At 70.7% G+C, this 15,841-nt stretch carries 16 protein-coding genes; 5 read left to right on the top strand and 11 right to left on the bottom strand.

Annotated elements, in window-relative coordinates:
- The 8 genes from ACFY6S_RS01815 to ACFY6S_RS01780 are packed head-to-tail and all read right to left on the bottom strand — an operon-like array spanning window position 1 to window position 7,431.
- On the bottom strand, window positions 1-606 hold the full coding sequence (locus ACFY6S_RS01815) for a hydrogenase maturation protease (protein WP_388829346.1): 606 nt from the start codon (window positions 604-606) through the stop codon (window positions 1-3).
- A complete protein-coding gene (locus ACFY6S_RS01810; protein WP_388829343.1) occupies window positions 603-722 on the bottom strand; it encodes a DUF6893 family small protein in 120 nt (39 codons plus the stop codon). Before ACFY6S_RS01810 ends, ACFY6S_RS01815 begins: the two co-directional genes overlap by 4 nt.
- Entirely contained in the window at window positions 719-2,182 is a 1,464-nt protein-coding gene (locus ACFY6S_RS01805) for a hypothetical protein (protein WP_388829340.1), read from the bottom strand. Before ACFY6S_RS01805 ends, ACFY6S_RS01810 begins: the two co-directional genes overlap by 4 nt.
- Window positions 2,179-2,871, bottom strand: a complete 693-nt coding sequence (locus ACFY6S_RS01800) for a DUF6084 family protein (protein ID WP_388829337.1) — start codon at window positions 2,869-2,871, stop codon at window positions 2,179-2,181. The genes ACFY6S_RS01805 and ACFY6S_RS01800 overlap by 4 nt, the downstream gene beginning before the upstream one ends.
- Window positions 2,868-3,590 (bottom strand): DUF5947 family protein, encoded by a 723-nt coding sequence (locus ACFY6S_RS01795; RefSeq protein WP_388829334.1) that lies wholly within the window; start codon window positions 3,588-3,590, stop codon window positions 2,868-2,870. The genes ACFY6S_RS01800 and ACFY6S_RS01795 overlap by 4 nt, the downstream gene beginning before the upstream one ends.
- Window positions 3,587-4,567, bottom strand: a complete 981-nt coding sequence (locus tag ACFY6S_RS01790) for a NifU family protein (RefSeq protein WP_388829331.1) — start codon at window positions 4,565-4,567, stop codon at window positions 3,587-3,589. Before ACFY6S_RS01790 ends, ACFY6S_RS01795 begins: the two co-directional genes overlap by 4 nt.
- Window position 4,568: 1 nt before the next feature.
- The gene (locus ACFY6S_RS01785) at window positions 4,569-6,341 is read right to left on the bottom strand and encodes a nickel-dependent hydrogenase large subunit (protein ID WP_388829328.1); all 1,773 of its coding nucleotides are present in this window, start codon (window positions 6,339-6,341) and stop codon (window positions 4,569-4,571) included.
- A 34-nt stretch (window positions 6,342-6,375) separates the two neighbouring features.
- Window positions 6,376-7,431: a hydrogenase expression protein HypE gene (locus ACFY6S_RS01780; RefSeq protein WP_388829325.1), complete on the bottom strand. Its 1,056-nt coding sequence runs from the start codon at window positions 7,429-7,431 to the stop codon at window positions 6,376-6,378.
- Between the two features lie 180 nt (window positions 7,432-7,611).
- On the opposite strand from ACFY6S_RS01780, the gene ACFY6S_RS01775 reads away from it, so the two are divergent.
- Window positions 7,612-7,941 (top strand): hydrogenase maturation nickel metallochaperone HypA, encoded by a 330-nt coding sequence (locus ACFY6S_RS01775; RefSeq protein WP_388829322.1) that lies wholly within the window; start codon window positions 7,612-7,614, stop codon window positions 7,939-7,941.
- Between the two features lie 4 nt (window positions 7,942-7,945).
- The gene (gene hypB / locus ACFY6S_RS01770) at window positions 7,946-8,827 is read left to right on the top strand and encodes a hydrogenase nickel incorporation protein HypB (protein WP_388829319.1); all 882 of its coding nucleotides are present in this window, start codon (window positions 7,946-7,948) and stop codon (window positions 8,825-8,827) included.
- Between the two features lie 14 nt (window positions 8,828-8,841).
- Here hypB and ACFY6S_RS01765 read toward each other — a convergent pair whose 3' ends face one another.
- Together ACFY6S_RS01765 and ACFY6S_RS01760 are read right to left on the bottom strand one after the other, a co-directional pair.
- Window positions 8,842-10,284 carry a ricin-type beta-trefoil lectin domain protein gene (locus ACFY6S_RS01765; RefSeq protein WP_388829316.1) on the bottom strand — a complete coding sequence of 481 codons (1,443 nt, stop codon included), beginning with the start codon at window positions 10,282-10,284 and terminating at the stop codon, window positions 8,842-8,844.
- A gap of 194 nt (window positions 10,285-10,478) precedes the next feature.
- Window positions 10,479-11,417 (bottom strand): zinc-binding dehydrogenase, encoded by a 939-nt coding sequence (locus ACFY6S_RS01760; RefSeq protein ID WP_388829313.1) that lies wholly within the window; start codon window positions 11,415-11,417, stop codon window positions 10,479-10,481.
- 213 nt (window positions 11,418-11,630) lie between these two features.
- Here ACFY6S_RS01760 and ACFY6S_RS01755 point away from each other — a divergent pair, with 213 nt between their 5' ends.
- Window positions 11,631-12,248, top strand: coding sequence for a TetR family transcriptional regulator (locus tag ACFY6S_RS01755; protein WP_388829310.1), 618 nt, complete (start codon window positions 11,631-11,633; stop codon window positions 12,246-12,248).
- Window positions 12,249-12,315: 67 nt separating this feature from the next.
- Here the strand turns inward: ACFY6S_RS01755 and ACFY6S_RS01750 are convergent, their stop codons facing one another.
- Entirely contained in the window at window positions 12,316-13,467 is a 1,152-nt protein-coding gene (locus ACFY6S_RS01750) for an NAD-dependent formate dehydrogenase (protein ID WP_388829307.1), read from the bottom strand.
- A gap of 500 nt (window positions 13,468-13,967) precedes the next feature.
- Here ACFY6S_RS01750 and ACFY6S_RS01745 point away from each other — a divergent pair, with 500 nt between their 5' ends.
- Window positions 13,968-14,801, top strand: coding sequence for an alpha/beta fold hydrolase (locus ACFY6S_RS01745; protein ID WP_388829304.1), 834 nt, complete (start codon window positions 13,968-13,970; stop codon window positions 14,799-14,801).
- A gap of 322 nt (window positions 14,802-15,123) precedes the next feature.
- The gene (locus ACFY6S_RS01740; protein WP_388829301.1) at window positions 15,124-15,783 is read left to right on the top strand and encodes a TetR/AcrR family transcriptional regulator; all 660 of its coding nucleotides are present in this window, start codon (window positions 15,124-15,126) and stop codon (window positions 15,781-15,783) included.
- The last annotated feature ends 58 nt before the right edge of the window (window positions 15,784-15,841 follow it).

Raw genomic sequence — 15,841 nt, 5'->3', positions numbered from 1 at the left:
TCAGGTCCTCCGGGGCGGGTCGGGCGCGGACATGAGGGCGGGGTCGGGCTCCTGGGACGGGGCGGCCGGCAGTCGGTGGAGCAGCGCGCGCACCGCCGCCACCGCCCGGGGAACGGCCGCGGCGACCGCCTCGCTCAGACCGATGCCCTCCTCGACGCCGGCGGGGGTGCAGCCCACCAGGTGAGTCAGCGGAAGGCTACCGCCCAGATGATCCAGATTTGCCAGCACCGCGACCGGATTCATGCCGTGTGCGTCGAATTCACCCGTACCGAGGTCATCGGGGCCGATCTCCAGCACCGTCAGCTCACCCGGCGGCCCGCCGCCCGGGTAGGCGTCCACCAGCACCAGCGCGTCGTACCCGTCGAGCAGGTCGTACGCGAGGTGCATGCCCCGGATGCCGTAGTCGACGATCCGGACACCGGCCGGGAGCGGCTCCCCGGCACCGGCGGCGAGCCCGCGCACCACCTCCGGTCCGAATCCGTCGTCGCCGAGGAACAGATTGCCGATGCCCGCGACGAGTACGCCTCCCGCACGCTGCCCCTCCGCGGGCCGACCGTGCGCAGCACGGCCCGTCGAGCGCTCGTCCCACTCGTCCCGCGCGCTCACATGGAGCGGATCTTGAGGTACCGGCGGATGTCGGGGATCGACCGCACGCCGACGGCGACGGCGACCGCCACCAGCAATGCGGCCACACCCGTGGTGATCAGTCCGAGGGATCTCACGATGGGTTCTCCTTCCGGAACTCCGGTGTGTCGGGGATGTCCTGGCCGGTGCCCTCGATGGGCAGCGGTTCCAGCTCGTCGGGGGCGAAGTAGAAGTAGCGGCCGTACCAGTCGTGCAGATCGGCCGCCGGGTCGTCGAGGAGTACGAGAGCGACGTGCACGCCACCGTCCACGTCCGAGAGCACGGCCGTCACCCGCGCCACTCTGCCGGCGAAGAACAGGTCCTGCGCGTCGGCGCGACGCGCCGGGTGGACGCGTACGAGACTGCCCTTGGCGACGTGGACCCCGTCGATCACCACGGAGTCGGTCCCCGGCGACACGGCGGCGTCGGCCGCCGGGTCCCACCAGGGAGCCCCGCCGGTGTCGAAGGCGGCGGGAGCGGCGTCCCGCAGATCACCGACCGGGCCCGGCGGGGCCGCCGGGCCCGCGACGGCGGCCGGGGCGTGCGGATCCCGCAGCAGACCGTGCAGCCGTCGCAGATCCTCCGGCTCCATCGCGTCGCAGCGGTCGATGATCTCCCGGGCGCGCGGATCGGTCGCCCGGGCCTCGGCCTTCTCCTGGTCCGTCATCGTCATCACCCGGAGCGTCAGGATCTCGTCGATCTCGGTGGAGTCGAACAGATCGCCCGCGCTCTGCTCGGCGATCTCCGGGTGGTCGTAGAGGATGATCGGCGCGCCGATGACGGTGTCCGTGGAGCCCTTCGGGCCGGCCAGCACCGGCCAGCACCGGCGCTGTTCGCACCGCGCCGCCGCCGCGGCCGCCTCGTCCGGGGGCTCGCGCAGGGAGACGAACCCGGCGCCGTGGGCCTGAAGGATCACATGCGTGCCGATCAGCGAGGCGCGGATCGCCGCGTCCTTGTCGGCCGCCGTCGCGGTGTGTTCGTTCTCCACCGAGACCGTCAGGCGCAGGAAGGCGCCGTCCCGTTCCGTACGGGTACGGATACGCACCGCCAGTGGCTCGCGGCGCCGTACCACGCAGCCGACCGTCACGCCGCGCGTGTCCGTGAGCCACTCGGTCTCCTCGCCCCCGGGGACCACACGGTGGCGATCGGTGGGGCCCGTCAGCGGGACCGGTCCCGGATCGATCTCCCGCTCCACCGCCTCGTCCCAGCTGAGGAACGTCACCCCGTCCACGGTGAGTTGAGCGACGGCCGGGTGGCGGCCGTCCTCGTCGCACCGCCGCACCTCGCGCGTCTGGTGCTGGAGAAAACGCAGCCGCACCGTCACGTCCGCGGTGTCCGCCGTCCCTTCGGGCACGGACAGCAGACACTGCACGGCCATGCCCGGCTCCTCCGCGAAGCTGGTGGGCGCGGCCGAGGGCGGACCGAGCACACCGAACTGCCAGCGGGACCGGTTCTTGGCGGAGCCCGCGCGGTACGGGTAGAGCAAGTAGCCCTCGTAGAGCACCGCGTCGGCGATCTCCCGCACATGGTCGAGCCCCACCGCTGTCGTCCGGGTCACCGCGCCACCTCGTCGAGATCGTCGGCCGCGGCACCGGTGTCCGCGCCCGCCAGCAAGGTCCCCACCGTCTCGTCCCAGCTGATCAGCCCGTGCCGCTCGCGGTACCCGGCGAACCGCGCGAGCACATCGTGATCCAGCCTGATCCAGCCGGAGTGCGGGTAGTGGTACGCGATCAGCCGCCGCCACACCGCGACCGGCAGCTCGTAGCGCGCCTCCCGGTCCCACGGCACCTGCCGTACCCCGAAGCCCGTGCGGCCACCGCCCTTGGTGAAGACGGTGCCGGAGAACAGCAGACTGACCGGCACCGTTCCGTCCGGCCCGAGCGCGTGCAGATAGCGGGAGCCCACCACGTCGAAGTCGTAGGTGCACGGCAGTGCGAGGTCGACCTCGGTGGCGCCGGTGAACCCCTGCACGGTGGTGTTGCACTGCATCCACAGGAACGGCCGCAGTGTGTCCGACCACCGCTCCCGGCCCCCGAACAGCCCCCGCAGGGACTCCTGTTCGGCCTGGTCGTAGGGGCGGCGCTGGGGTTCGATACGGACCTGGCAGCGCAGCACGATGGCGTGGACCGGCTCGCCGGAACCGTCCTCGACACGTAGCCGCGCGGTCAGCTGCGGGGCCGCGCTGTACGGCTCGGCGACGATGTCGCACACGGAGAACTCCGGGCCGGGCGCCGCGGTGCCGCTCACGAGGCGCCCTCCGGGGCCGCCGGTCGCGCGCCCGCCGGCCCGGTCCGGAGTTCCGGCCGTTCGTCTCGGGCCGCCGGCCTGCTGCGCGCCCTGACCCGCTCGAAGAACGCGTCCATCGCCGCGTGCGCCTCCCGGCCGCCGTCGAAGCCGCGCCACACCGTGCGCAGCCGGCCGACCAGTTCGTAGCAGACATCGATCGGCACCAGATGGCACGAGACCGCACGCTCGCGCCCGCCCCCCTCCGTACGGCGCACGAGCAGTGCCTCCACATCGGGCCTGACCACCGCCAGTTCGGGGGCGGCGGCCACCAGATCGGCCCAGGCGTCGAGCGGCAGCTCCGACTCCGTCGCCCCGGCAGGGCCGGGGTAGAACGCGACGGTGCGGTCCTGGACGGAGTTGCGGAACAGGAAGGCCAGCCCCACCGGGATCTGCAACTCGTCCCAGCACCGCGCGTCGAGCGCGGGCCCGTCGAAGGCCAGATACCGGTCGGGCACCGCGCGGTAGCGCAGTCGCGCCCCGTCGTCGGTGAACAGCAGATAGCAGGCCCGGCAGCAGCACATCAGGCTGCGGCTCTCCAGATTCACCACGTGCTGGTGTTCCGCGCCGGTCGCGGCGGCGCACATCTCGCACCGCTCGCCGGTCACCGGGGCGGGACGGTTGCGGGTGACCCGCAGCAGTGTCGCTGCGGGTGAGCCGGAGCGGCCCGCCGGCGCGCTCATGTCGCGACCACCGGTACGGACGGTACGGCCACCGAGACCGAGGCGCCGTCCGCCAGTACGGGCAGCGGGTCCAGATGCGCGGCGCCCGCTTCGGCGTCCAGACAGGCGCCCGCCCGCCGTACGTCGTAGTGCGCGCGGCAGGCCGAACACCGCAGCACACCGTCCCCCGAACCGCCGCCCAGCCTACGGGCCAGGGTTGCGCCCCGCATCGGCTCCTCGCACCGGGCGCACCGGTCGTGGAAGACGAACAGTTCGGCGCCGATCCGGCAGGCCACCAGGGGGAAGCCGCCGACGGTCAGCCGCTCGACCCCGCCCGATTCCAGGCCCAGCAGGGCCGGCACCGGCTGCCAGGCCGCTCCCGCCTCGCCGCCGTCGGCCTCGGCGCCGGCGGCCGGACCCGCCTCGTGCAGCCGGGCGAACAGCGAGTCCACCGGCACCAGCGGCCCCGTCGCCCCGGCCACCGGAGTCGCGGCCTCCACCTCGATCGCGCTGATCTCCGGGGCCGCCGCCTCGACCGCGCCCCGCACCGCGAGGGTGAGCGTCGCCGAGGAGGACGGGCACCCGTCGCAACTGCCCAGCAGCCGCAGCCGCACCACCCCGTCGTCGGTGACCCCGAGCAGCTCCACATCACCACCGTGCGAGCCGAGATACGGCCGTACGCTCTCCAGCGCGTGCTCGACCCGGGTTTCCACACCGTACGGATGCAGCCCGTGCACCAGCAGCACACTGGCCACCAGATCGTCGCCGGCGAGGGCGGCCAGCAGGGTGTCGTCCAGCACCTTGTGCTCATGGACGAGATCGAGCAGCCTTTCGAGTCCCGCCCCGTAGAAGTCGGTGACGAGCCTGACCAGCTCCTCGCTGCGTTCGCGCGCCACCGCGCCGCCCGCCGCGCTCGCGTTGATCAGGGTGTCGATCCGCTCCCCGGTGGCCCGCCAGGTCTCGGACCCGGCGGGCTCACGCGTCTGTCGCTCCGTCATGTCATTCACTGCCGGCGGACTGCGTGGGCGAGTGCAGCAGCTCCAGTTTCCTGCCCTCACCGAGATACATATGCACACCGCAGGGCAGACAGGGGTCGAAGCTGCGCACGGTCCGCATGATGTCGATGCCCTTGAAGTTCTCCCGGTCGTTCTCCTCGAAGATCGGCTGGCCCTGCACCGCGTCCTCGTAGGGCCCGGGGGTTCCGTAGGTGTCGCGCGGGCTCGCGTTCCACGGGGTGGGCGGGTACGGGTGGTAGTTGGCGATCTTGCCGTCCCTGATCACCATGTGGTGCGAGAGCACACCGCGTACGGCCTCGGTGAACCCGCAGCCGACCCCCTCCTCCGGCACTTCGAACTTCTCCCAGGTCCTGGTCCGGCCGGCCCGGATCTCCACCAGCGCCTTCTCGGCGAAGTGCAGCGCGCAGGCCGCCGCGTACGCCTGGAAGTAACTGCGCGCCCGGTTGCGCTCGATGGTGTTGCTCCAGCGCGGGACGTGCCACTCCAGCTCGACCGGGCCCTTGGTGGCGGTCTTCGGGAGGTTGATCTTCACACTGCTGCCGGTGGCCTTGATGTAGCCGATGTCGACCAGGCCCGCCAGCGCGGTGGTCCACAGCCGGGCGAGCGGCCCGCCGCCGGTGTCGAGCGCCAGATAGTCCTTGCCGTCGAACCAGCGGGGCGACATCACCCAGCTGTACTTGTCGCCCAGATCCCGCTTCTGCGGCTGGGGGTTGGTGTGCTGGTTCCACGGGTGCCGCCGGTCGACCGGATTGCCGAGCGGGTCGTGGGTCACGAAGGTCTCCTGCTCGTCCCAGTCGTTGTAGTACGACGAGCCGAGCAGGATGCGGATGCCCAGGTTGATCTTCACCAGGTCGGTGGTGACGAGCTTGCCGTCCACGACGACGCCCGGGGTGACGTACATCTTCCGGCCCCAGTCGGTCATGTCCTTGTAGGCGAAGTTGCAGTGCTCCGGGTCCTGGAAGGAGCCCCAGCAGCCCAGCAGGATACGGCGGTTGCCGACCTGCTCGTAGCCGGGCAGCGCCTCGTAGAAGAAGTCGAAGAGGTCGTCGTGCATGGGCACGACCTTCTTCATGAACTCCACATAGCGCTGGAGACGGGTGATGTAGTCCGTCATGAGCTGGATGGTGGCCACGGTGCCCACACCGCCGGGGTAGAGCGTGGAGGGGTGGACGTGCCGCCCCTCCATCAGGCAGAACATCTCCCGGGTGAGCCGGCTGACCTGGAGGGCCTCGCGGTAGAACTCGCCGGTGAACGGGTTCAGCGAGCGCATGATGTCGCCGATGGTCCGGTAGCCGTGGGCGTCGGCGTGCGGCGAAGGGGTGCGATTGGCCTGTTCGAGGACGCCGGGGTTGGTCTCGGCGACCATCTTCTCGCAGTAGTCGACCCCGACCAGGTTCTCCTGGAAGATGTTGTGGTCGAACATGTACTCGGCGGCCTCGCCGAGGTTCACGATCCACTCGGCGATGTGTGGCGGCTTCACTCCGTACGCCATGTTCTGCGCGTAGCAGGAGCAGGTGGCGTGGTTGTCACCGCAGATGCCGCAGATCCGGCTGGTGATGAAGTGGGCGTCGCGCGGGTCCTTGCCCTTCATGAAGACCGAGTAGCCGCGGAAGATCGAGCTGGTGCTGTGGCACTCGGCCACGATCCTCTGCTTGAAATCGATCTTCGTGTAGATGCCCAGACTCCCGACGATACGGGTGATGGGATCCCACGCCATCTCGACCAGTTCGTCTTTTCCCTGGCTCGTCGTCGTCATGAGGCCGCCTCTTCTTTCCGGTCAGGTCGGTGCGTCACCAGGTACGGGTGGCGCCGCTGGTCAGCTGTTTGCCGCGCCTGCGCCATTTGGGTTCGCGATCGAGGGTGTGCGTGGTGATGTGGCGAAGGCGCCGCATCGTCGATCCGTACAGCCCGACGGCGTTCGTGGAGAGCTTTCCGCCCGGCGGCTCGTCCATGAACGGCATGAACTTGTCGGGGAATCCGGGCATGGTGCAGCCGATGCAGATTCCGCCGACGTTCGGGCAGCCGCCGATTCCGTTCATCCAGCCGCGCTTGGGCACATTGCATTTCACGGTCGGTCCCCAGCAGCCCAGCTTGACGATGCACTCGGGCGTGCCGTACTCCGTCGCGAAGTCGCCCTGCTCGTAGTAGCCGGCCCGGTCGCACCCCTCGTGCACCGTTTTGCCGAACAGCCAGGTGGGGCGCAGCTCCTCGTCGAGAGGGATCATCGGGGCCTGGTCGGTGGCCATGTAGAGCAGATAGGTCAGCGTCTCCGACAGGTTGTCCGGCTGAATGGGGCAGCCGGGCACACACACGATCGGGATTCCGGCCTTGGACTTCCAGTCCCAGCCCAGATAGTCCGGCACCCCCATGGCGCCGGTGGGGTTGCCCGCCATGGCGTGGATGCCGCCGTACGTGGCGCAGGTGCCGACGGCGACGATCGCGGTGGCTTTCGGCGCCAGCCGGTCGAGCCACTCGCTGGTGGTCATCGGCTGGCCGGTCGCCGGGTCGTTGCCGAAGCCCGACCAGTACCCCTCGTCGTGCAGCTTCTCGTTCGGGATCGATCCCTCGACGACCAGCACGAACGGGTCCAGCTCCCCCCGGTCGGCCTTGAAGAACCATGCGAGGAAGTCGTCGGCCCCGCCGGTCGGTCCGCACTCGAAGTCGATCAGCGGCCAGTGCATGGCGATCCGCGGCAGACCGGGCAGGGCACCGAGCGCGATCTCCTCGATGCTGGGCTGGGTCGCGGCGGTGAGTGCGACGGAATCCCCGTCGCAGCTCAGTCCGGCGTTGATCCACAGCACATGGATGAGTGTGTCCTCGGCTTTTATCGCTGCTTCTGTCGGCATAGTCCGCGGCCTTTCGGGATCGAACCGCCCGATACCAGTGGGTGTGCGCGTGGTGTCACTCGCATTGCTACCATCTAGAATCCGCCGGGAATTTCTGTCAACACGAGTTTTCCGTGCGGCGGTCGATTTCCCCCTCGGACGGCCGGGGCCACACGGGTGAGTACGGAGAGTCGGCAGTAAATGCATGAATTATCAATTACCCAGAGCGTTGTCGACGCGGTGTGCGAGCGCGCTGCCGGGAGACCCGTACACGCCGTCAGAATCCGGGTGGGAATGCTGACCGCCGTGGTGCCCGACTCGATGCGTTTCTGCTTCGATCTGACCACCGCGGGCACGGTCGCCGAAGGCGCGCTGCTGGAGATCGACCGGCCGCCGGGAACAGGACACTGCCGGGCGTGTGCGACGGACTTCGACCTGACCGATCTTGTATTGCTTTGTCCGTGCGGCAGCGCCGACGTGGACATCACGTCGGGGCGGGAGTTGCAGATCGTCTCGATGAGAGTGGGCTGACCACATGTGCGGTACCTGCGGTTGCGACGACGGGAGCGGTGCCGGTGGCGGCGGGACGAGAATCGCCGTCCCGCACGGACACCCGCACGGCCACGGCCGGATTCACGACGGGGACGGCCACGGCCATGGCCACGGTCACGGTCACGAACCCAGCCACGGTCACGACGACATCCCGGGCCGCTCACCGGCCGGTGCGGACGGCAGTGGGGAGACGCTCACCCTCGAACAGAAGGTCCTGGGCAAGAACGAGGAGCTGGCCGCCCGCAACCGCTCCTGGCTCGCCGCGCGGGACATCGTGCTGGTGAACCTGATGAGTTCGCCCGGCGCCGGCAAGACCACCCTCCTGGAGCGCACCATCAGGGACTTCGCCGGTCACCGCCCGGTGGCCGTCATCGAGGGCGACCAGGAGACGATGCTCGACGCCGAGCGGATCGAACGGGCCGGCAGCGCCGTCGTCCAGGTCAACACCGGCGCGGGGTGCCACCTCGACGCGGAGATGGTGCGGGGCGCGCTGACCACCCTGGACCCGCCGGACGGATCGCTGATCCTGGTCGAGAACGTGGGAAACCTGGTCTGCCCCGCCCTCTTCGACCTCGGCGAACGCAGCCGGACCGTGATCATCTCGGTCACCGAGGGAACGGACAAGCCGCTCAAGTACCCGTACATGTTCGCCGCGGCTGACCTGGTGATCATCAACAAGGTCGACCTGCTGCCGTACGTCGACTTCGACGTCGAGCAGTGCGAGAAGTACGCCCGCTCCGTCAACCCGGACGTGCGGGTGCTGACCGTTTCCGCGACCACCGGCGAGGGGATGCGGGCCTGGTACGACTGGGTGGCCGGGCGGCGGAACGATCCGGTCCCCCGGCCACCGGTCGGCTCCGTCTGACGGCGCGGGCCGGGTCAGCCGCCGCCGGGCGCCGGGCGGGGCGTCGCGTACCGGGTCCAGTAGAGCCCGGGCTGCATCTGCTCGTCGCAGCCGATGAGACCGAGCCGGGGATGCTGCTCCGTGCGGACGTCCCAGCGGGGCGGCAGCGGACGATCGTCCTGGTAGAGGCACCTGTTCCCCCGGCCCGCGATCCGCCATGCCGCGCGTTTCCAGGTGGCGCTCCTCCACGGCCGAGGCGTCCACCGCTGCGCGGCGCGCGACGGGGAGCAGCGGGTCAGTCCGGCGCCCCCGGACAGCTCGGTCAGACAGTGGCTCCCGTGGAGCAGCGAGCGGATCGTGCCGTCGCTCCTGATGTCCCAACGCTGCGCGCGGGTCCCGTCGCAGCCGTTGATCCGTACGGCCCCGTCCTTCGCCCGCGCGGTCACCGCCTCAAGGCACTGCTCGGGCGCGCGGTCGCCGAACGCGGTGGTCCTTCCGATGTCCGCCATGATCTCGCCCGGCCGGGGAGCGCGGTGGGTCTGCCGGTACTGGCGGTGGATCCACTTCGCGGAATCGGGCGGCAGCCGCCCCTTGTAGACGCCTGCCGCGGCGCAGCCGCTCCCGTGGCGGCAGGCGGCTCCGGCGATGTACCGCCTGACCGCCGCCTCCTTGGGCGGAACCTGTCCCTGGGGGAGGTTCGGCCTCAGCGACGACATCGTGTAGCCGAGATAGGCGGAGACGGGGATTCCCGCCAGATATCCCGCTCGCCTGATGTATCGCGCCCCGATGCCGTGGTCGCTGTGGTCGACCCCCCCGCTCAGGCCGTAGGCGAAGGAGGCGTTGTCGTGGTCGAGCGTGAGGATGCGCTGGGCCCTGTCCTGCCGGGCCAGGTCGGACAGGGTCGTCACGAGCTGTTCGGCGGTGAAGGTCTCCCGGCTCCCGAAAAGCGGGATGCGCTCGCGGACCCCGCGGAACAGCTTGAGCATGCTGTTCTCGCCCTGTCCCCGGGGCAGCCCGTCGTGCACGCCCAGGAACAGCAGCCGTACGGCGGGCCCCGAGGGGCGGTCGAGGGTGAACGATCTGATGGCGCGGCCGTTCACCCGTACCGTGCCCTCCGTCCAGCGGTCGGGCGCGCCGGCCAGTGACGCGTACGCCGCGCGGACGCCCTGTTCCCGTTTCTCGACATAGTCCAGAGCGACCCGTCGCGGTGTCTTCCCGTCGTCGCCCGCCGTGAGGTACACGGTGGTGACCTGGCAGCCGGCCCGGATGGTCGCGCCGATCTCCGGGTCGAGGAAGTAGAGGTCGTCGTCGGGGTGCGCGACACCCACCAGGGTGCGGCGGCACTCGGGCGGCTCCGCCCCCGGCGAGGCGGCGACCGCCTGCGCGTCCGCCGCGCCCGGCCTCGTGGTGGGGGCGTCCCGCTCACCGGGCGAGCAGGACATCCCGGCGAGGGCGCACAGCGCCAGCGCGCCGGCCACAGCCCACCGGTATCCGGGAGGGGCCGCCCTTCCGGTGTGTCGGTGACTCACGGAACCGTCCCCTCCTCCCGGCCCCGGCACCGATGGGCGGGGCGCCGGACGGGCGCCGCCGGGGCAGTGGGGTCCAGTTCATACGCGGCGGGCACGTCGCGCACGCCGTCGGGGCCGGGTGGGGGAGGGGCGTCATGGCCCCGTCACTCGTGGACGGCCACCAACCGGCCGATCACCTCGCCGCGTTCGAGCCTGCCGATGCCGTCGGCGATGTCGTCGAAGCCGATGCGCGTGACGCGGGACGTCACCTTGCCGGCGGCGACGAGGTCGAGCACGGCGCGGCAGTCCTCGGCCGTGCCCGCCTGCGAGCCGATGAGCGTGACCTGATTGAGCGTGAGGGTCTGGAGGTTGACGGTCCCCTCACTGACCCCCAGCCCCACCTGGACGACCCGCCCGTCGCGCCGTACGGTCTCCACCGCCGCCGCGGTGGTGGTGCCGAACCCGGCGAAGTCCACGATCACATCGAGCCGCTCACCGGCGAACGCGGTGATGTCCGTCGCCACGTCAGCCGCGCCGAGTTCGCGCGCGAAGGCGTGCACCTTCTCGTTCTTCTCCGCCACGTAGACCTCGGCACCCACCGCCAGCGCCACCTGGGCGCCCAGCGAGCCGAGCCCGCCGAAGCCGATGACGCCGACCTTGGTGCCCGAGGTCACCGCGCCCTGCACGACCATCGCGTGGTACGAGGTGAGCCCGGCGTCGGTCGCCGCGGCGGCCTGGTCCCAGGCGATGCCGTCCGGCAGGGGGATCACGAGGTCCTCGCGCACCGCGACCTTCGGCTGGAAGCCGCCGTCGGAGGAGGTGCCGGGCCCCTCGATGGCCGCCGGGACCACGACGCGGTCGCCCACGGCGAAGCGCGTGACGCCGGGGCCCGCGGCCGCGACGACGCCCGCGATCTCATGGCCCAGGGTGATCGGGCGGTAGGGGAGGAGCGAGGTCAGGGTGCCGTCCAGGAAACCGACATCGCTGTGGCACAGGCCCGCCGCCCTCACCTCGATGACGATCGAGCCCGGCCCCGCGTCGGGCTCCGGGATCTCGTTGCGGGTGAGGGGCTTTCCGACCTCGGTGAACTGCCATGCCTTCATTGCGGTTCAGTCTTTCTTTGCGTGCTCAGCGGGCGTCGTGCTTGGCGGCGGCCGAGAAGCTGGGGCGATGTCCGTCGGACCGAGGGCCGGGAAGGCGTCGCCTTCGGGACGGCGGACACTGTTGACCTGATGCGCGACCGGGCCCGTACGACCCCGCGCACGGAATAATGGTACTCGGTTCCGAAAAGATTCGGCCAAGGAGGATCGGTCCGTATGAGCGAAGCCGGACGAGGGCGGGGGCGGCCCCCCGTCTCCTCACGGGAGGAGGTCGAGGCGGTGGCCGTCGGTCTGTTCCTGGAGCACGGGTACGCCGGTACGAGCCTCGCGGCGATCACGGGAGCGGCCGGGGTCAGCAGGACGACGTTCTTCCGCTACTTCCCGTCGAAGTCGGGCATCATCTGGTCGGCGTTCGAGGAGCACACGGCCAGACTGCGCGGGTTGCTGGCGGCGGCGGGTACGGACGCGGACGAGCCGGTCATGACGGTGGTCCGGTCCTGTGTGGTCGAGGCGCTGCGCGCCTCCGTGGACGACCGGGGGATCTGGATGAAGCGGTTCGTCATCCTCGACGAGTCGCCCGAACTGCGCGCGGAGGAGTCGGCGCAGTGGATCAGCTGGGCCGAGGCGGTCGCCGCGTACGTGGCGGCACGTCTGGGCAGTGACAGGGACGCTCTGCGACCCGCGAGTATCGGCGGCGCGGTCCAGGCGGCTTTCCTCGCCACACTGCGCGGCTGGAAGGACTCCTCGGCCCCGGCGCCCGAACTGATCCGTGCTCTGGACAGCGAGCTGGCGGCGCTGTGCGAGGTGCTCCAGAGGTGGATCGACCAGGAGTGAGGAGCCACCGGCCGTCCGGCGCCTCCCCGCAGGCCCGCTGCCGCCGGGGAGGTGACGGGGGCCGTGCCTACCGCACGGAGTACGAGTGCGCGCCCGCCAGCCCGCCGGCGTCGGCGATCAGGTACTCCTCGCGGATCGGCGTCCCCGCGAACCAGGACTCCAGGATCTCCCTGGTCCCGGCGGCGTAGCGGGCCTGGGCGGAGAGCGAGGAGCCGGAGATGTGCGGGGTCATCCCGTGGTGCGGCATGGTCCGCCAGGGGTGGTCGGCGGGAGCGGGCTGCGGGTACCAGACGTCGCCCGCGTAGCCGGCGAGCCTGCCGGAACGCAGCGCGCGTACGACGGCGTCACGCTCCACGATCTTCGCGCGGGCGGTGTTGATCAGATAGGCGCCCCGCTTCATCCCGCCGATCAGCTTGTCGTCGAACATCCCCTCCGTCTCGGGGTGCAGCGGCGCGTGGATGGTGACGATGTCGCAGTGCGGCACCATGTCGGCGGCGTCGGCGTGGAACGTCAGACCGAGTTCGCGCTCCACCGGCTCCGGGAGCCGGTGCCGGTCCGTGTAATGGAGCGTGACGTCGAACGGGGCGAGGCGGCGCAGGACGGCCAGCCCGATCCGGCCCGCCGCGACCGTACCGAAGTGCATGCCCTCGATGTCGTAGGAGCGGGCCACGCAGTCGGCGATGTTCCAGCCGCCGTCCAGCACGACCTGGTGCGAGGGAAGGTAGTTGCGCACGAGGGACAGCGTCATCATCACCACGTGCTCGGCCACGCTGATGCTGTTGCAGTACGTGACCTCGGCGACGGTGACGCCGTGCGCGATGGCGGCTTCGAGGTCGACGTGGTCGGAGCCGATCCCGGCGGTGACGGCGAGTTTGAGGTTCCTGGCCGCCGCGATCCGTTCGGGAGTGAGGTACGCGGGCCAGAAGGGCTGGGAGATCACGATGTCGGCGTCCGGCAGCTCACGGTCGAAGACCGAGTCGGCGCCCTCCTTGTCGGAGGTCACGACCAGCGTGTGACCGAGGCCCTCCAGGAAGCGGCGCAGGCCCAGCTCGCCGGAGACACTGCCGAGCAGCTGACCGGGGGTGAAGTCGGTGCCGCTCGGGGTGGGCGTGGTCTGCCCGCCGGGGTAGTGGTCGATGCGGGGCAGGTCGTCGCGGGCGTACGACGTCGGATATCCGTCGGTCGGGTCGTCGTACAGAACGCAGAGCACTTTGGCCATGGTCACGGCTCCTCATCCGTCGAAGGTGACGCCCACGCTCCTCGCGGCCGATCGGTACGGTCGAAGCGACGGCGGCTGTCCACGCACGCCCGCGCCCCTCGACCTGCCGGTGCGCGACTCGCCTGCCGGCCCTGCCCGTGCAGGTGGGAAGTGAGCAGCTGGTCCGGGGCGTCCCGGACCGGCCCGGCTTTCCGCGCCGCGTCCGGCGGGGCCCCGGCCGGTAGCGAGCGAGGCTCGTGGCCGCCACCACCGGTTCCACCCTAGGTCCGTGCGCCGGTCCCCGCATCGGCACCACCCGGTGGCGCCCAGCATCCCGGGGGGCCACGCGACATGTCCCGGTCCCTCCACGTGATGCGCCCGGCGCCCCGGGGTGCGACGTTGGAAGCCGGTCGGGACGGCCGAGCCTCGGATCCGGCACGCCGGCCGGGCGTCCAAGCGGGCGGGTGCTGCCGCGCCCGGCCGGTTCCGTCAGTCCCCGCGCAGAGAGACCGGTGCCCGTCATGTCGTTCGTCACCGTCGGCCAGGAGAACACGAACTCCATCGACATCCACTACGAGGACCACGGCACCGGCCGGCCGGTCGTTCTCATCCACGGCTACCCCCTCGACGGCCACTCGTGGGAGAAGCAGGAACGCGTCCTCCTGGAAGCCGGGTACCGCGTCATCACCTACGACCGCCGCGGCTTCGGCCGATCCAGCCAGCCGGCCATCGGCTACGACTACGACACCTTCGCCGCCGACCTCGACGCCCTGCTCACCCACCTGGACCTGCCCGAGGTGGTCCTCGTCGGCTTCTCCATGGGGACCGGAGAGGTCACCCGCTACCTGGGCACCTACGGATCCGGCCGGGTCGCCAAGGCGGTGCTCCTGGGCGCCATCCCGCCGTTCCTGCTCAAGACCGACGACAATCCCGAAGGTGTCGACCGGTCCGTCTTCGACGGCATCAAGGAAGCCGTCGTCGCCGACCGGCCCGCCTACTTCAAGGACTTCCTCGACAATTTCTACAACGTGGACCAGTACGCGGGTACCCGCATCAGCGACCAGGCGTGGAACGCCAGCTTCAACACGGCCGTCGCCGCGTCCGCCACCGCCGCCCACGCCTGCGTGGACGCCTGGCTCACCGACTTCCGCGCCGACCTGCCCAGGATCGACGTTCCGACTCTCCTCCTCCACGGGAACGCGGACCGCATCCTGCCCTACGAGAGCACCGCCGAGCGGCTGCCGGGGCTGATCGAGGACCTGACCTTCGTCACGGTCGAAGGCGGCCCGCACAACATCGCCTGGACCCATCCGGAAGTGGTCAACAGCGCGCTCCTGGAGTTTCTGGCGAAGTAGGGCATCCGGGCGCCGCTTCTCCCTTCGTCGCCGGCGCCCGGCGGCACACCGCGGCTCTCGTGGCGGTGTGCCGCGAAAGCCCGGGGGCGTGCGGTGCCAGGCGGTCGCGAAGCCGGCGGATGCCCGCGTGCGGGAGCACCAGCCGGTCCCGCTGTGAAAACGGATACGATAAGGCCGAAAATCCCGTTCGGATACGCGCCCGAACAAGATCCGGCCGAGAGGTGACCGCGCCATGGCGTCGGAGGTTCAGCCCGTTCCGGGCAGTCCTGCCTGGTGGGCAGGGCGGGCGCCCGCCCCCGAGTACCGGAGAGGACGTCCTCCGATGGACGCCGGGCGGATCATCGACACCGCCCTGAAGCTCATCGACGAGGTCGGAATCCAGGCGCTGACCCTGCGCATGCTCGCGGATGCCCTGAACTCGGGCACGGCCACGCTCTACCGGCACTTCAAGGGCAAGGACGAACTCCTTGCCCTCGTCGCGGACAGGGTTCTGGGCGAAGTCAGCGTCCGGCCCGAAGAGTTGGAGGGTCTGTCCTGGCGGGAAGCGGCGACCGTGTCTGCGGAGGCGTTCTACGGCACGCTGCGACGGCATCCCCACGCGCTTCCCCTGCTGGCGGCCCAGGTTCCTGTCGGCCCCAACGGGCTGCGCGGCAGGGAACGGCTCATCACACTCTTCCTGAGCCACGGGTTCTCCGTCGGCCTGGCCGCCCGCGCCTTCACGGCCATCGGGCACTACGTGATCGGCTTCGCCATCCAGCAGCACGGCCCCGGGACACCGGGCCCCGACGACCACGTGCATCTGCGGAACTACTACAACTCCCTTGATCCGGACGTCTATCCGAGCACGACGGCTGCGTCCCACAGCTTGACCTCCGTACCCGCGCACGAGGAGTTCCGGTTCGGTTTGGACCTGCTCCTCGACGGGCTGGAACGGGCCGGGCTCACCTTGTCGCGGGAGCCCGGAGAAGTCGTGGGGCGCTGAGCCGAGCGGCATGGTGGTCTCCGGCGTCCGCACGTCCCGCGCGGGTGGGACGACCCGG

Source organism: Streptomyces sp. NPDC012835 (assembly GCF_042900885.1).
Lineage (GTDB): Bacteria > Actinomycetota > Actinomycetes > Streptomycetales > Streptomycetaceae > Streptomyces.
This window is presented reverse-complemented; position numbering and strand designations above follow the sequence as displayed.

Excerpts from the sequence above, each read along its gene's own strand:
- hypB (WP_388829319.1), top strand. The coding sequence starts at position 7,946 with ATGTGCGGTACCTGCGGTTGCGACGACGGGAGCGGTGCCGGTGGCGGC.
- ACFY6S_RS01740 (WP_388829301.1), top strand. The coding sequence starts at position 15,124 with ATGGACGCCGGGCGGATCATCGACACCGCCCTGAAGCTCATCGACGAG.
- ACFY6S_RS01755 (WP_388829310.1), top strand. The coding sequence starts at position 11,631 with ATGAGCGAAGCCGGACGAGGGCGGGGGCGGCCCCCCGTCTCCTCACGG.
- ACFY6S_RS01775 (WP_388829322.1), top strand. The coding sequence starts at position 7,612 with ATGCATGAATTATCAATTACCCAGAGCGTTGTCGACGCGGTGTGCGAG.
- ACFY6S_RS01780 (WP_388829325.1), bottom strand. The coding sequence starts at position 7,431 with ATGCCGACAGAAGCAGCGATAAAAGCCGAGGACACACTCATCCATGTG.
- ACFY6S_RS01790 (WP_388829331.1), bottom strand. The coding sequence starts at position 4,567 with ATGACGGAGCGACAGACGCGTGAGCCCGCCGGGTCCGAGACCTGGCGG.
- ACFY6S_RS01795 (WP_388829334.1), bottom strand. The coding sequence starts at position 3,590 with ATGAGCGCGCCGGCGGGCCGCTCCGGCTCACCCGCAGCGACACTGCTG.
- ACFY6S_RS01785 (WP_388829328.1), bottom strand. The coding sequence starts at position 6,341 with ATGACGACGACGAGCCAGGGAAAAGACGAACTGGTCGAGATGGCGTGG.
- ACFY6S_RS01760 (WP_388829313.1), bottom strand. The coding sequence starts at position 11,417 with ATGAAGGCATGGCAGTTCACCGAGGTCGGAAAGCCCCTCACCCGCAAC.
- ACFY6S_RS01745 (WP_388829304.1), top strand. The coding sequence starts at position 13,968 with ATGTCGTTCGTCACCGTCGGCCAGGAGAACACGAACTCCATCGACATC.
- ACFY6S_RS01750 (WP_388829307.1), bottom strand. The coding sequence starts at position 13,467 with ATGGCCAAAGTGCTCTGCGTTCTGTACGACGACCCGACCGACGGATAT.